Below are 14,998 nucleotides of genomic sequence, written 5' to 3'. Positions count from 1 at the left end.
AAGATGCCCCTAAACAACCTGTTCAGTGGCATCGTTTGATTTTCTTGACCTACCTTGGTTAAACCACACATATAAGGTCGGCAAAATAATCAAAGTCAGTAAGGTTGATGAAATAATCCCACCAATAACGACAGTTGCAATTGGGCGCTGAACTTCAGAGCCAATGCCTACGTTTAAGGCCATCGGAATAAAACCTAATGAAGCGACTAAAGCTGTAATCAACACGGGACGGAGTCTTTCCATTGCACCATGTTTCACTGCATCAATGACACTTTCACCTTGAACTCTAAGTCGCTGGATGGCTGAAACAAGAACCAAACCATTCAGCACAGCAACACCCGATAAGGCAATGAAACCCACAGCCGCAGAAATTGAGAATGGAATATCACGTAGTGCTAAAGCAATCACACCACCTGTTAGTGCAAATGGCACACCCGTGAATACCAAGATACTGTTTCTAACATTACCTAAAGCCATATAGATCATGGCAAAGATCAGAATTAAAGCAATCGGTACTACAACCATAAGACGATTTGAAGCAGATTCCATTTGCTCAAACGTACCGCCCCAAGTCAGCCAATAACCATCTGGTAATTTAAAATCAGCATTCAGCTTAGATTGTGCTTCTGAAATGTAACTACCAATATCAGTTCCACGAACATTTGCTGTAATGACGATACGACGTTTACCATTTTCGCGAGAAATTTGGTTTGGTCCTTGAACATTTTTTAACTCAATTAATTCAGATAAAAGTACACTTGAACCATCAGGCAGATTCACAGGAACTTGATAGAGTTTTTCTAAGTCTGTGACAGAGTTTTGATCCATACGTACGACAATGTCGAACTTTCGATCACCTTCAAATACCTTACCTGCTGTCTCGCCTGTGATTAGGCTAGAAACCTGTTTTTGTACATCCTCTGCATCAAGTCCATAGTTGGCAATCATGTCTTTTTTCAGCTCAACAGAAACCATAGGTAAACCAGACATCTGTTCGACTTTAAGATCAGCAGTACCATTGACTCCCTCTAAAATTTTAGCGGCAGCGTTTGCCGATTCAAGCAACTGTTCCAAATCATCACCATAAATTTTTACGGCAACATCTGTTCGAACACCTGAAATAAGTTCGTTAAAACGCATTTGAATCGGCTGTGTAAACTCATAATTGTTTCCATATACGCCTTTAGCTACACGTTCAATTTCAGCAACAACCGCAGACTTTTCCTTATCAGGATTAGGCCACTGACTACGAGGTTTCAGCATGACAAAGTTATCTGCAACGTTAGGTGGAACAGGATCAGTAGCAATTTCAGCAGTCCCCACTTTGGCAAAAATAGTCTGAACTTCTGGAATTTTCTTAATCTCTTTTTCTAATGTGTATTGCATTTCAATTGCTTGAGTCAACGACGTGCCAGGGATACGCAAGGCATGTAGTGCCACATCTCCCTCATCCAAGGAAGGTATAAACTCTGAGCCTAAACGAGTCGAAAGACTTGCACTAAAAACAAAGAAAATAGAGACAAAAGCAATTAGCAAATATCTGTGATTTAAAGACCAATCTAAAATTGGGTTATAAAACCTTTTGATGCCATGGACGATTTTTGACTCTTCTTCTTTAATTTCACCAGTAGTGACCAATGCCACCATTGCAGGGACAAACGTAATTGAAAGAATCATTGCTGCCACTAAAGCCATAACCACTGTTGCAGCCATTGGTGTAAACATCTTTCCTTCAACACCAGTCAGAGTCATTACAGGTAGATACACCAAGATAATGATCAATTGACCATAGAGAATCGCTTTGCGGGATTCTTTAGTCGCCTCAAACACAGTCGTAAAGCGTTCTTGCCTTGTTAAAACTCGCCCAAGCTCTTTTTGTTTAATTGCCAACTTCGCTAAGGAGGCCTCAACAATTACAACAGCACCATCTACAATAATCCCGAAATCTAGTGCCCCAAGACTCATAAGGTTTGCACTAATTTTCTGGTTCACCATACCTGTGATTGTCATCAGCATGGATAATGGAATAACTAGAGCTGTAATCAGCGCGGCACGGAAGTGACCAAGAAATACAAACAGAACAACGATTACCAGAATCGCACCTTCTAAAAGATTCTTTTTCACCGTCTGTATCGTTGCATCAACCAAAGTTGTACGGTTATAGACAGCTTTTGCTTCCACACCCTCTGGTAATGATTTTTGAACTTGCTGTAGTTTTTGATCAACAGCATGAGCAACATTTCGTGAGTTCTCACCGATAAGCATGAATGCTGTACCCAGTACAATTTCCTGCCCATCTTTAGTCGCAGCACCTGTACGTAATTCGTGACCAATAGATATTTTGGCAACATCTTTCAATCTGAGGATATAACCATTGCTCGTCGTAATTGGGATATTCTGGATTTGCTCAATCGAGTTAATTTGAGAATCAGAGCGAATCAAATACTGTTCACCATTTTTCTCAATATATCCCGAGCCTTTGTTCATGCTGTTCTTAGAGATCGCTTCTAAAATCGCTTTCTGATCTAGCCCTATACTACGTAAATAAGCATAATCAGGTTGAACTACAAATTGTTTGAGATAACCGCCAATGGTATTGATTTCATTAACACCCTCAACATTTCGAAGCTGAGGTTTAATCACCCAGTCTTGTAAGGTGCGTAATTCCGTAGGTGAAAGCGGATTAGGATTGTTCTTGGCATTTTCAACGGTATACATGAAGATTTCGCCAAGTCCTGTAGAAACAGGCCCCATAGAGGTTGAAATTCCAACGGGAAGATTTGGTGTCACTCCTTGTAGCTTCTCATTGACTAATTGTCGGGCAAAATAAATATCAGTCCCTTCTTTAAAAATTGCCGTCACTTGTGACAGGCCATACCTAGAGACTGATCGGGTATAGTCTAAATTTGGAATACCAGCCAAAGCCGTTTCAATAGGATAAGTCACCTGAGACTCCATCTCCATTGGAGAGAGTCCTTGAGCTTCACTATTAATCTGAACTTGTACATTCGTAATATCGGGAACAGCATCAATTGGTAGCTTAAAATAGTTATAAGCCCCCAATGCACCGACAAATAGGAATACGATGAGTACAAGCCAACGATTCTTAATCGAGAGTTTAACAATCTGATCAAACATATTCGCTACTCCCCTTAATGGTCATGAGTAGCGCCAGATTTACCTAGCTCTGCTTTTAAAAGATATGAATTTCCTGCGGCATAAACCTGTCCTATTCGTAATCCAGATTTAACTTCCACATACCCATTGTATTTATCACCGAGCTCCAGTGGTCGAGCTTCAAAATCGTTACCAACACGAATGAATACCACGTCCCAATCACGGAAATTCTGTAACGCATCTTCACGTACAACCATTGGCTTTTGACTTTGATTTTCAAAAATTTGAGCCGTGATTAACTGTCCAGAACGCCACTTAAACTGATTTGGTATCTCAATAAATACCTGCGCTGTACGTGTTTTAGTATCGATGACATCACTAATATATTTGATTTTGCCCAATGCCTCTTCTGTGCCTGTTGGACTTTGAGGCTTAACTTTGACTCTGTTTGTAGGGTTTATAGCATTAAGCTTGTCAGCAGGAACATTTACTACTGCCAAGAGTTGTGAAGTATTTGCGATTTTAAAAATAGGGGTTGAAGAGCTTACATTAGATCCAACAGCACCAAGGATTTCTAATATTGTTCCTGACATTGCGGCACGAACTTCAACTGTTCCATTACCTGAACCGCCATAAGAGCTTATTAAGTTATTCAACTCATTTGCACGAGTTTGAGCAGCATCAAAATCTCTCTTTGCAGAAATATAATCAATCTCAGGTGATACACGCTTTTGCCATAATGCTCGTTCTTGTTCCATTTTTTGGCGAGCAAACTGTAGAGTATCCAAAGCAACTTTACGATCTGCATTCAAACGAATTAAATCTTGGCTTTGGACAACAGCAAGTAAGTCTCCTTGGCTTACTTTATCCCCAATATTACGGTAGGTTTTTATCAATGTTCCACTGGCTTTTGGTGCAACAAGGCTTTCAAAATTATCAGGAAACTTCAATTCACCTTTCAATTCCAAAGCATTTTCAAACATCATTGGTTCAACTTTTAAAAGCTCTAAACCACTGCTCTTAATACTACTGTCTAACATGGTGACACGACCTTCTTTCGTATCCCACTTCCAAGTATGTTTTTTTCCTTGATAATCAACATTTATAACCATCAAGAACGAATGTGGTTCATAGACAATTTCATTCCCAATCAAGTAATCACTCTCTGGCTTAAATTGAATGTTTTGCTCCGCATCCAAACGCTTGATGTAGACATTTGCCGTTAAATCTTCAGGTTTAAGTGGTTTATCTTTGAAATACCCATAAACACGGAGATGTGGTTCTACGCCCTGCTCAAAGATTTTTACTTCTGCTGAGAAATCCCCATCACGATATAAACGTCCACCATGAGGTCCTTTCTCGTCACCTGCTACTGCAACTTTTTCTGCTGTTGCTTCCCCATGTGCTGAAGAAGACTGAGTCTTTTGACCTGTCTTGTACCATGCCACAGCACATAACACGACAAGCAAGGCAATAATGCCCGTAGCAATTAAAGTATTGGTTGGTTTATTCATATTCTTGCCCTTATTCTTGGTCTAAATGAGTAATGTAGTTGCGTTCGACTTCTGCAATTTCAGTCTGCAAAGCCAACCACAAATCGAATCGAGCAAGATGTTTGTCTAACCAAATTTGCTTAATGCTATTGAACTCAAGTAACGAGTTTTTCCCTGCTTGGTATCCCATCTCTGCAATGCGAAGACTTTCATTGGTTGCGGGCAAAATGGTTTGATCATATTGATGGATCGCATCGATTAAGTTAGAGACCTCAATGGACTTGTTTTCCAGTTCAATTTTAGAATTACGGCTAACCCATACAGACTGCGTTTCAGCTTTCATCTGTTCCGCTTGGGCAATCGCAATATTGCCTTTATTTCGGTTGAAGATATTGAGTGGTATTGAAGTTGAAACTTGGAAGACCTTGTCATTGGTTTCTTGATAGTTTTTGACCCCAACACCCAAAGTAATATCAGGTATTGCCTCTTTACGAGCGAGTTCAAATTGTGTCTTTTTCAATTTTGAACTCAGAATCGCTTCTTGCTCAGCCAAACTAATTTTGTCTGTGAAATTAAAACTTAGAGGAACTTCTAAGGCGTTGCTTGGTAGATTTGATGTGAACTTAGAGCACAGATTCTTCTGAAACTGCCCCTTTTTCACTTCGTTTTGATAACGTAGCTTTGATTCAGATGAAAGTGCTGCACTGAGCTGAGCATCGGAAGGAATGACTCGCCCAAGCTTGAGCCTTTCCGAAAGAACATTGGCTTGTCTTGCATTCAATTTACTTTCTGATGAGTAAATTTCAGCACGTTGAGTTGCCACATACCAACTCGCCATACAGATTCTTAAATCTGCTTTGAGTTCAGCCTGTCGCTTTGCTATTTCGAACCGATTACGATCACCTTGAAAACTCGCAATTTGCTTTCTCAAGGAGAGTTTATTACTGAGAGGAATCTCTTGTGACAGCCCCAACAAAGTTGTTGGACCATCCAAATCCTTCAATTTAGAATTGCCGAGACTATCCAACTCTACATTGAAAGTCGGATTATTTAATCTACCAGCAAACTTTTGGTTGATTTCATAAGCTTGTTCGGACTGCTGTAAGCTATTCAGTACAGCATCACTTGCGATTACCTGCTTTTGTAGTTCAGCATAATTCGTTTCTGCGAATACGTTTGCTGCTGTTACTACAAAACCACAGGTCAGAAATATCTGATATTTTTTAGACATGACTCTACCTATACAAAAAAATTAAAATTATTTTTGTATAGAAAGATCAATTACGTAGGACGATTAGGTCTTTAGAGTAAGTATAAGAATTACTAAATACTAGAGGGGGACGCCGCTTTACAAAGGCTCGATAAACGGGTTTTTCAAAAAGCTGGGAAAAAAATAAAACGAGTGGGATTGCGAAACTAAGAATAAAGACTGGATCTATGCTTAGATCACTATCAGAAGAAATTGGTTTTACTGAATGATGATAGATCGGCTCATCAAAATTCTTCCAAATATGTGCTTCCGCATCATGATCAGTAGAATTTTTTAGATAATCATCTGAGTGCTGTAAAGACCAATGACTAGAAGCATCATCCTCTACAATGATACTCAACTCATGTTGGTGTTCAATATTTTCAAGTAAAACAGGTGCCCATGCATGAACACCCGTAATTGTTATCGTAAACAAAAACAGGGTAAATGCGAGTATAAGCTTAGACAACCCACTTGAACGCATGGTGATGAACATACTTCTGATTTGCTGACAAAATACTAAAAAGCACGATTGATGTAAACCTATTTACTCAGACTTTAAATAAACAAATGTATCTAAACCTGATATTCGGAATGTTCAAAAAAAGAGTACTCATACTCTTTTTCAAGTGAATACTATCAATTCAAAGCCTGCACTGACTGCTGCAACCCTTTCTGAATATCCTGAACATGGGTCAAATCATGTGTCTGTTGGTGTGGCTCTGACTTCGTTTCATCCGTATAAAACTCCTCAACAATATCCAAACCCTCATCACCTCCCACCTCAAAACTGGCATTACCATAACCCTGTCGTGCCACATGATCTAAAGCCTCCTGATAAAACCCTGCTATTTTGCTTTGTTCATTCATCTGTTTGGCTGAAGTAATTGCCTCCTGCAAGTTAGTCCCATCACGTAAAGTTAAGTCCACGTAGTAAATCGGGGTACGATAGCTTTGTATAGTGCTTTTGCCTCTTAAAGTGAGTTGCAACGGTAGACATGACAGTAAATCACCCGATGCTGCATGGTAGTAACGTAGTCGTGCCGCCAAGGTACGGATACTGTTAAAACCTGTGGTTCTAAAGATAAATGTACCAAGCTCATCCGATTCATCCAGATTCACATACAGTCGTCCATAGGGTTTGCATAATCCACCTTGTGCCAATGGACATAAATCAGGGGATGGGCATGAGTGTTGCTCAACCCCTTGATTAGTCAATCGCTGACAAGTTTCTCCATTGCCTGAACAGATTAAACGTCCTGTTTGGCGGTCAAATAAGCTGTACTCTGCCCGTAGGTTTAAATCGGGATCATTGAAGATCATACGCACGGGAATCGTTCTGAGCTTTTGGTTTTGATTCGGTGCTTTGGCACGTAGTTGCTCATCCAATGGATGTTTCACCCATCCATCCTTATTCTGAATTTGACTAGTAATGGTAAATTGGTCATCCTTTTCAGGGATGCGTTTGCCGTTCTTTTCGACAATCTTGCCGATGCTAATACGACCTAAAACAGGTGGGGTGATTGCGAGACCTTTAATCATGATGTTGTCCTTTATATAGAGAAGTTAAAATTTGAATCAATAAATTTTGGGCATAAAAAATCCCATACCTGTTGCAGTATAGGATCAGTTTGGGTTGAGGTATTCGTTATCCACCATTGGGATAAATCTGAAAACGCCTTGTTCCTGCTTTGGTTTGAGGAAACTGCTGTAAATATTCAGGGTATTGTTTAAGCAAGGATTTGCTGTCTAGGCTGATGGAGTCCTGTGATTTCTTCCACGTCACTGATCCACCTGTAAACACCGCTCGTTCAGCTTCTTTCATCATCATTTGTAATTGATGTTTCAGTTCATCAAAATACTGTTGGTGCTGTTCAACCTTATGTCGCTCCTCTAACAATTGATTGAATAAGTAGTTGGCTTGTTCATTTTGAGTGAGATCTTCCACTGTTAATGGCACTTGCTCAGGATAAAGTTGTTGCAGGGCTTTGGCTGCTGAATCTGAAGCATCAACACTTGGCGGAATATCGGATTCCACACATTGCCAGAAGTGACGTTCAGCATTAATAAGGTGCTGAATCACAGTTTCATTACGCGTGACTTTGAAGATTTTAGTTTCATGCCCACAGATCAAGGCACAGATATGCGCTGCCTGTTTGCCTGTTACTGCGAGTTGATGTTGTACTTGGCATAAAACATAAAGCGGCACACCATCTCGCCAAAGCTTAGAACCGTACTCACCCACCGTCTTACATTCCAATATTTGAACTTCTTCATTGCCCACCACGGCATAGTCCAAATTGGCAAGCATAAAGTGTTTATCTTCATCAGGATGTTGCAGCACTGCATTGACTCGACGCACCTTATGATTGGTGTGCATGCTGTAGTATTCCGCCACCAAGGGTTCAAGCTGCTTGCCCCAGTACAAGGGTGCATAGCCTGAACTTTCATCCTCAATGTTCTGCTGCATTCGCCCCGTTTTGATCATCCATAATTCCAGCATCGACATATAGGGATTGAGTCCACATGCCGTAGCAGCGTCACTGCTGCCAATGCCCTGTTTCCGAACTTCCAGCCATTGCTGGTAATTCATCTGCTTGGTATTGGCGAGACGTTTGGCTACTGGAGCTTTGGTTTTTCTGGATATCCGTTTTCTTCGTGTACCGACCTCAATTTGTTGGGTAGTCTGATTGAGATTTGGTAAATACGGTTGTAATGGCGGGTAGTTTAGCGTGTTTTGAATCTGGGTATTGATATTCATTGGACTGTCCTAGTGGGTAAAATGGAAATTTGCGGCATAAAAAAGCTGCATCTTCGGATGCAGCTTTAGAAAATAAATTTGAGTTAAGTTTGCTTAGGCTAATTTAGGCAATCATTCTTAAGGCTTGTTCCAGTCCACGCTGTTTAATAGCTGCTCCTGCCCCAAACCATGCAGAGTCCAGACGGTAGTCCTGACTCATGGCTCGACGCTCGTGGTCAACGAATTCCGTGATACTGCACAACAAACCGTAGGCGGTATCCTTGGCTGAGCTAAGTTCAGCTCCTCGCCCATGTCCATTAAACATGGTCATCACCTTGGACATGGCACGTCCGTTGGGTTCAGTTTTATTGTCAGCTTTATTCGTTGTGGATGTTACTGGTACTTGATTTGGCATTGCCGCATTACGGTAGAACTGGACAATGCTTTCATCCTGCTCGGCAATACTCAGGCTGGTATTGTTAAACACTGCATCAAAATAGGCTGCGGCTTCCTGCTGGGTCACTTTACGCTGGCTAAGTTGCTTCATTTCATACATGTATTCATCCCATGCACGAACTGAGATGCCGAGTTGCTGTTTTACTTTCTCTGCATCAAATCGGGTACTGTGCGGAACTTTCACCACACCTGCACTGGTATTTTGTGCTTTTAATGCAATCGCCAGCGTGTTGTTACACACCACACGAATCGAAGTAAATTGTGCTGTGGTGGCAAGGGTTCCATCACAGGCTGTTGCCAATAAAATGTAGCCATTACTGACATCTTTGCCTTTTAAAGCCGAGGTCTGTCCTGTTTTAGCCAATGCCCAGAATTTCTTGCCACCCTTGAGTACCCCTGCGGTTTCCAGTTCAAAGCCTGATTGTTCAGTCAGGTCTTTGTAGAAATGCAGGATTTCCATCGGCTGTACTTCCTGAAAACGCTGACTGACCACGGATAAAGGTGCATGGGTATCAGAGCGGTACAGCACCCGTTGTTCCTCAAACGGCATGATGATGCTCTGCCCTTTTTCATTTTGTGCCATGTAGCTAACATCCGAAGACTCGATGCGCCAGTCCATGCCTGCCTGTTGTGCCCAGATTTCTAAAGGTTGGTTTGGGGTAAGTTCATTGCCTAAACCATGCCAAGGGGTTTGTCCTACAAATGCCATAGTTTCAACTAAATGTGCCATACGGTTTTCCTTTTAAAAGATTGAAATTGCATGATGCAAATTCAGATTTTGTGCATAAAAAAAGGCCTGCTGGGGGAGCAGGCCAAAGTGAGAAGTTGTTAAATGGGTTTGAATACGTGGATTCACCTAGATGGTATATATCTGAAATTTTTTAAATTCATTTTGTTCATCATTTAATTTTTCTGAATCAATAAATTGACGTGTTCTTTTTCAGCGATTATGATTCCCATGCTGGCCTACATTGCCAGTCGGTTTTGACAGACCGCTTATTGGGTTGCATCAGAGTTATTCTTTTCTGAGGGATAATTTTGAGGGTATATCTCGTCTCCTCCCGTTGCGGTAGGACGGGAGTGGGACACTTTCGAGTGTGCTGGTGTCAATCCAATCCAGTCTGTCAACCCTCTCTCGTTCTGCCACCATAATAATGTTTTGGTAGAACTTCTTTTCCCTAAGAGAATTCTATTAACATGGAAAAATATAAGTTATCAATCCTTTGCGGGGCTATGTTATTAACTGCTTGTGGCGGTGGTAATGGCGGCAATAACAACTCTACAGAAGTAAAACCTGAACCAATCCCTACTCCAACCTGTACAAGTACCCAGTATCTTGAGGGAAATATTTGTAAGGACAAAGTCGCTCAAACCATCACAGGTTTAACCTTACCTAATTCAATCAATGTAGACCAAACAGTGTCTTTATCTGCTCAATCCAGTGCAGGCTTAGCACTTACATATACCAGTAAAACTGTTGATCATTGCCGTATTACTGGTGATCTGGGTCAGCAAAAAGTTGAAATGTTTAGTGTTGGCGTATGTACCATTGAAGCCAATCAGGCTGGTAATGGTAAAACACTTGCAGCACTCCCTGTTTCCGCTTCATCCACCATCTTGCCAGTGCTGACAACAACAGGTATTACCTTGTGTGGTACAAATGATAAAAATAACCTTGTTTGTAACGCATCTAATCTGGGTGAACTGCTCGGCTTAGGACAGGATGGTGAAATTCAGGCTGGGAAAAAAATGACCTATAGCCTGATAAAACATAACAATGATGAGTGTATCAAGGATCAGATCACTGGTTTAGTCTGGGAACAAAAAACCGCAGATGCAAAATTACATGACAGTAACTGGCGTTACTCTTGGTTCAATGCAAATACTCAAACCAATGGTGGCAATGCAGGTTCGCAGGCTAGCTCGACTACGTGCGGCTCTACGCTAACAAGTTGTAATACAACTGCTTATATCGAAGCCCTGAATAAAGCTAACTATTGTGGTTATAGTGACTGGCGATTACCAACCCGTAGTGAACTGATCAATCTGACAGATTACTCATCGACTCAACCCTCTTTAAATCCTATCTTTACCAATACAACTGTTGTAGATCGTTATTGGTCATCAACCACGAGTGCGAAACAAAGTACTCAGGCATGGATGTCTGACTTTAAGGATGGTGCAGCCAGTCCTGCTTTCAAGGACTATATGGGACATATCCGTGCGGTACGTGCCAGCCAATAACAACACCACTTAAAGATAAAAAAGGATTCTAAAATGAAAGCATCTTATAACGCTTTGTTGATTACTGTTATGAGTACCTTATTGGCTCACACCACTTATGCACAAACCTGTAACAGCCAAATCAAAAAAGTTGTACCTGACACACGTTACCAAATTATTGAAGGTAGCAATGGCAGCGAAGTGAAAGACATTAAAACAGGTCTGATCTGGCAACGTTGTAGCGTAGGGCAAATGTGGGCAAATAATCAATGTTACGGTACGCCACAAAGCTATACATGGTCAGAGGCATTACAAAAAACCAAAGCTTTGGGTAACGGTTATCGCTTGCCCAATGTAAAGGAATTACAAACTTTGGTTGAAGAAGCCTGTGTTAGTCCTGCCATCAATGAAACAATTTTTCCAACAACTGCCATCAATGACTATTGGTCATCATCTCCAAAGACCAGTGATAACCGTTATGCGTGGTCAGTCAATTTTGAGGAAGGTACAGTCAATAGTGCTTCCATTTACTACAAGACTGCCAAAAAATTTAATGTCCGTGCTGTTAGAAATTCCAATTAAAACATTTTTGTCGATTGCCTGAGTGCTGCTTATTCAGGTGATCGTCATGCCTTATGGAGGAAAGGTCTATGAATAAGCCAAATATGGCATGGATGATCTCAGCATCTTTCCTGCTACTGACCGCTTGCAGTAAACAGGAACCTGATATTAAACAGCCTCAAACAACTGAAGCTAAACCAGCCGAACATTCCAGACTTGACCAATTGAAGTTAGATGCGATTAAACAAATGTACGCTGAAACTCAAAAAGTAGAATCTGGCAACGACACACTTCCTCGTTATTCCACAGATAGATTTAAGGCAATCCTAGAGATGACCAAACAGTTTCCTGGGGAAATCTGTGGATACAATAGTGACGTTATCATGATGTCACAAGCTCCTGACTATACCAAAATGAATTTCAGCTATAGCTTGAATCAACAGGGTCAAGTTGTTGCCAATCTTGGTCGGGAATCCATTGTTTACGAATTAGTGTGTTCTGCCAATTCTTGTTTGGTAGATGATGTGATTTTTCCTGAATATGGAAACAGGCTAAGTTCAGATATTCAAAAAGAGTGTGGTGAACTGGCTCAATATCATCAAGAGCAACAAGCGGCGCAAGAACAACCCCATTACCAATTTTCTTATCATATTGAAAGCCAAAACATGAGTTTTGGAAATCAATCTACCACTATATACACCCTCGTTATTTCATCAGAGTCAGATAATCCCGTAGAACTTAACAAAATTAGTGTCAATCGAGGTAATTGTCCTGTTCACATCATTGGAGACCAAAACAATATTCTTCAATTTGGGCAGAATTTCAAGTTAAGACTACATTGTGATGGAGTCGATGTTAAAGAGGTACGTCTGCTCGTTGACAAGGACAAAGAATTCGTAATGAAGTCTCGGTACTAAATAACGAACGTATTGCCATGAGTAAACAGCATGGTCAACAGCCAAAAAGGAATTAAATATGAAAAATATAAATGTATTCAAAACCACTTTACTCGGTGCATTGTTAGCAACCTCATGTGGTCTATATGCAAATCCACTACCAAGCTATAAAGGCATCCCCAAATCAGACCCTAAATTCGCACAGTTTATGCAAAAAAATAATAATAAACTGGTTCAACTCGACCTTACCATTAAAGACCCCAGTGAATATGATGACATCAGCTATGGATATAAAGGCGTAAGTCCAACATTCTATATCCCGCCTAAAGGCAAGCTATATTATGATATCTATATCGATTGTGACAAAATTGATAATCCAAATGCGGAGAATAGCATTCAGAGATGCTCGCCATATGTAAAATGGAATACACAGACGGGGCGATTAACAGGCAAGTTTAAGGTTCTAGACAAAGGTAAAAACGGAATGGGGAATAGGCTCTTCATGCTTGTTGCAGTTAAATAAAGTATTTATGATCCTCAAAAAACAGGGAGGCATAAATTGCTTCCCTGTTTTTCTTCAGTAAAAAGATTGCCCACAATGCTGACATTGAAAGCAGGACTGCACAGTTTGGGTTGAAGCAGAACCAAACACTGTACCCAATAAACCACCGACTACGGCTCCAGCAATCCCTCCAACCAAGGGGGACACAGGCAAGGTTTTTGATAATGCAGCACCCATTGTGGCAAATGATGCGGACGATGCCAAACTTTGGTTGCCAGCTTGTGAACCACTATTTTGCACAACACGGATCACATGCTCTGCATGGCAATATGGACAATTGATTTGCATAAGATGTACCTCTGAAATAAGAAAGGCTTACTATTGTGGTAAGCCAATAAAGAGAAGATGTTTCTCATCTAGATGGTACATATCTATAATTTTTTAGAATCAGCCAAACGTCCTCATCTTTCTACACACCTTAACCCTTAAATGCTGTTCTTCTTTTTCTGATCGTACAAGGTATTTAATCGTAGCCAGCATATTCTCAACTTGTTCCTCATCTTTTGTTTTAATCATACCGATGCCTAGCGTTCCTTTTTCCTTAAACTGGCGTAAATATACAGCCGAATGACAATTAAAGTAGTATCCCTGTTCAAAGGTGATTTTCTGCCATAACTCATTTACACGTTTGGCAATACCATAGCCGTTGTTATGCTCATGTCCTTTATAAACCAAGAGTAGATGGCAGTGGTAGCCTTTGTCCGCACCTTGCTCTAAAGCCCAAGCATACTCAATCAGTCCCTCAAAGATTCTATCTTGATTGTGGATATACTGCCTTAACGTCCGCATATCACGATCAAAATCCTCAATACCAATTAAATGACGATAATCTTTCTTATACATCAGATCTAGCCTTACAACTAGAATCCGAGCATAACGCTTAGATACAGCTTTCATACGTTCAGTTAATTGCTTGGTATTTTCACTTTCACTATACCGATGATCTCTTAGCTTACGTTTATGCCTTGTTACATAAGAATCAAATCGACGTTGAATATAATCAAATGATAAATTTCTTAATTGCTGTACTAACTCATCTTCATAATCAAGATAATCATTCAGGTCATAACGTAATTCGACAAATGCTTCAATACATCCAAAATAGCTATAATCAGGATTATAGACTTCATCGAAGTCAATTAACAATCTGGCTAGTCTATTAAAAAAACTTCTGGACTTTGTTTGGTATTCACAAGTATCAAGAATAAAATCTTCAATCTCTATCAATAAACCTGCTTCACTAATACTCACTAGATTTCCTTTTACAGTAATTAAGACCATATAAAGGATGAGTTCTGTAAATTTATATTTTTTATTATTTAAACTAAGTGATAGAATTAATTAATAATATTAATAACCCGCATTAAAAAGCCTGAACATTTATTAACTCCAATACAGCTACCACTATTAAAAGCCTTGCTGTATATAGACAAAATCCAATAAACGTATTATAATCAGCAAAAAATAAGTACTCTTTTTGAAGATTGAGTTATCTGTCGCTTATAAGCAGTTCTGGTACAACAGGTTTCGACCTAAGCAGAACAACTCCATCACTCGATGAAGAACATCAAAGTTAGATTCAAGTGAAGATAACACCATCCCCCTGCATGTCGGGGTTGCCACCACCTACAATACCCCTCTACAAGAAACATTCGAAAAAATAAGGGGAAAACGTCTGAAACAGGACGGAAAAGTTACTTG

Annotated in this window: 13 protein-coding genes; 4 read left to right on the top strand and 9 right to left on the bottom strand. The window is 40.3% G+C overall.

The features are described from left to right. Positions 1-9: 9 nt before the first annotated feature. The 7 genes from QLH32_RS16165 to QLH32_RS16135 form a co-directional block, all read right to left on the bottom strand. On the bottom strand, positions 10-3,138 hold the full coding sequence (locus QLH32_RS16165) for an efflux RND transporter permease subunit (protein ID WP_256414817.1): 3,129 nt from the start codon (positions 3,136-3,138) through the stop codon (positions 10-12). 14 nt (positions 3,139-3,152) lie between these two features. Beyond that, positions 3,153-4,631: an efflux RND transporter periplasmic adaptor subunit gene (locus QLH32_RS16160; protein ID WP_256414818.1), complete on the bottom strand. Its 1,479-nt coding sequence runs from the start codon at positions 4,629-4,631 to the stop codon at positions 3,153-3,155. Between the two features lie 10 nt (positions 4,632-4,641). Continuing rightward, a complete protein-coding gene (locus QLH32_RS16155) occupies positions 4,642-5,841 on the bottom strand; it encodes a TolC family protein (protein ID WP_283267053.1) in 1,200 nt (399 codons plus the stop codon). A gap of 46 nt (positions 5,842-5,887) precedes the next feature. After that, the gene (locus tag QLH32_RS16150) at positions 5,888-6,343 is read right to left on the bottom strand and encodes a hypothetical protein (protein ID WP_256414820.1); all 456 of its coding nucleotides are present in this window, start codon (positions 6,341-6,343) and stop codon (positions 5,888-5,890) included. A gap of 155 nt (positions 6,344-6,498) precedes the next feature. After that, positions 6,499-7,401 (bottom strand): recombination directionality factor, encoded by a 903-nt coding sequence (locus QLH32_RS16145; protein ID WP_256414821.1) that lies wholly within the window; start codon positions 7,399-7,401, stop codon positions 6,499-6,501. 106 nt (positions 7,402-7,507) lie between these two features. Then, positions 7,508-8,620: a YqaJ viral recombinase family nuclease gene (locus tag QLH32_RS16140; protein ID WP_256414822.1), complete on the bottom strand. Its 1,113-nt coding sequence runs from the start codon at positions 8,618-8,620 to the stop codon at positions 7,508-7,510. A 103-nt stretch (positions 8,621-8,723) separates the two neighbouring features. Continuing rightward, positions 8,724-9,785, bottom strand: coding sequence for a DUF932 domain-containing protein (locus QLH32_RS16135; RefSeq protein WP_283267052.1), 1,062 nt, complete (start codon positions 9,783-9,785; stop codon positions 8,724-8,726). Between the two features lie 503 nt (positions 9,786-10,288). On the opposite strand from QLH32_RS16135, the gene QLH32_RS16130 reads away from it, so the two are divergent. The 4 genes from QLH32_RS16130 to QLH32_RS16115 all read left to right on the top strand — a co-directional run bounded on the left by QLH32_RS16130 (position 10,289) and on the right by QLH32_RS16115 (position 13,258). After that, positions 10,289-11,299 (top strand): Lcl C-terminal domain-containing protein, encoded by a 1,011-nt coding sequence (locus QLH32_RS16130; RefSeq protein ID WP_283267051.1) that lies wholly within the window; start codon positions 10,289-10,291, stop codon positions 11,297-11,299. Positions 11,300-11,332: 33 nt separating this feature from the next. Further along, positions 11,333-11,860, top strand: a complete 528-nt coding sequence (locus tag QLH32_RS16125; RefSeq protein ID WP_283267050.1) for an Lcl C-terminal domain-containing protein — start codon at positions 11,333-11,335, stop codon at positions 11,858-11,860. A gap of 68 nt (positions 11,861-11,928) precedes the next feature. Continuing rightward, positions 11,929-12,756 carry a hypothetical protein gene (locus tag QLH32_RS16120; RefSeq protein ID WP_249570809.1) on the top strand — a complete coding sequence of 276 codons (828 nt, stop codon included), beginning with the start codon at positions 11,929-11,931 and terminating at the stop codon, positions 12,754-12,756. A gap of 58 nt (positions 12,757-12,814) precedes the next feature. Continuing rightward, positions 12,815-13,258 carry a hypothetical protein gene (locus QLH32_RS16115; RefSeq protein ID WP_087537522.1) on the top strand — a complete coding sequence of 148 codons (444 nt, stop codon included), beginning with the start codon at positions 12,815-12,817 and terminating at the stop codon, positions 13,256-13,258. A 54-nt stretch (positions 13,259-13,312) separates the two neighbouring features. Here QLH32_RS16115 and QLH32_RS16110 read toward each other — a convergent pair whose 3' ends face one another. Together QLH32_RS16110 and QLH32_RS16105 are read right to left on the bottom strand one after the other, a co-directional pair. After that, positions 13,313-13,585 carry a hypothetical protein gene (locus QLH32_RS16110; RefSeq protein WP_283267047.1) on the bottom strand — a complete coding sequence of 91 codons (273 nt, stop codon included), beginning with the start codon at positions 13,583-13,585 and terminating at the stop codon, positions 13,313-13,315. A gap of 99 nt (positions 13,586-13,684) precedes the next feature. After that, positions 13,685-14,548: a YagK/YfjJ domain-containing protein gene (locus QLH32_RS16105; RefSeq protein ID WP_283267046.1), complete on the bottom strand. Its 864-nt coding sequence runs from the start codon at positions 14,546-14,548 to the stop codon at positions 13,685-13,687. Positions 14,549-14,998 lie beyond the last annotated feature (450 nt).

Origin of the sequence: Acinetobacter corruptisaponis (genome assembly GCF_030053775.1) — a bacterium.
In the GTDB taxonomy this organism is placed as follows: domain Bacteria; phylum Pseudomonadota; class Gammaproteobacteria; order Pseudomonadales; family Moraxellaceae; genus Acinetobacter; species Acinetobacter corruptisaponis.
The sequence above is the reverse complement of the archived record's forward strand: the minus strand, read 5'-3'. Positions and strand labels throughout refer to the sequence as shown.

What these genes read in the sequence shown, in the direction of transcription:
- QLH32_RS16165 (WP_256414817.1), bottom strand. Translation starts at nt 3,138, where the DNA reads ATGTTTGATCAGATTGTTAAACTCTCGATTAAGAATCGTTGGCTTGTA.
- QLH32_RS16160 (WP_256414818.1), bottom strand. Translation starts at nt 4,631, where the DNA reads ATGAATAAACCAACCAATACTTTAATTGCTACGGGCATTATTGCCTTG.
- QLH32_RS16155 (WP_283267053.1), bottom strand. Translation starts at nt 5,841, where the DNA reads ATGTCTAAAAAATATCAGATATTTCTGACCTGTGGTTTTGTAGTAACA.
- QLH32_RS16150 (WP_256414820.1), bottom strand. Translation starts at nt 6,343, where the DNA reads ATGCGTTCAAGTGGGTTGTCTAAGCTTATACTCGCATTTACCCTGTTT.
- QLH32_RS16145 (WP_256414821.1), bottom strand. Translation starts at nt 7,401, where the DNA reads ATGATTAAAGGTCTCGCAATCACCCCACCTGTTTTAGGTCGTATTAGC.
- QLH32_RS16140 (WP_256414822.1), bottom strand. Translation starts at nt 8,620, where the DNA reads ATGAATATCAATACCCAGATTCAAAACACGCTAAACTACCCGCCATTA.
- QLH32_RS16135 (WP_283267052.1), bottom strand. Translation starts at nt 9,785, where the DNA reads ATGGCACATTTAGTTGAAACTATGGCATTTGTAGGACAAACCCCTTGG.
- QLH32_RS16130 (WP_283267051.1), top strand. Translation starts at nt 10,289, where the DNA reads ATGTTATTAACTGCTTGTGGCGGTGGTAATGGCGGCAATAACAACTCT.
- QLH32_RS16125 (WP_283267050.1), top strand. Translation starts at nt 11,333, where the DNA reads ATGAAAGCATCTTATAACGCTTTGTTGATTACTGTTATGAGTACCTTA.
- QLH32_RS16120 (WP_249570809.1), top strand. Translation starts at nt 11,929, where the DNA reads ATGAATAAGCCAAATATGGCATGGATGATCTCAGCATCTTTCCTGCTA.
- QLH32_RS16115 (WP_087537522.1), top strand. Translation starts at nt 12,815, where the DNA reads ATGAAAAATATAAATGTATTCAAAACCACTTTACTCGGTGCATTGTTA.
- QLH32_RS16110 (WP_283267047.1), bottom strand. Translation starts at nt 13,585, where the DNA reads ATGCAAATCAATTGTCCATATTGCCATGCAGAGCATGTGATCCGTGTT.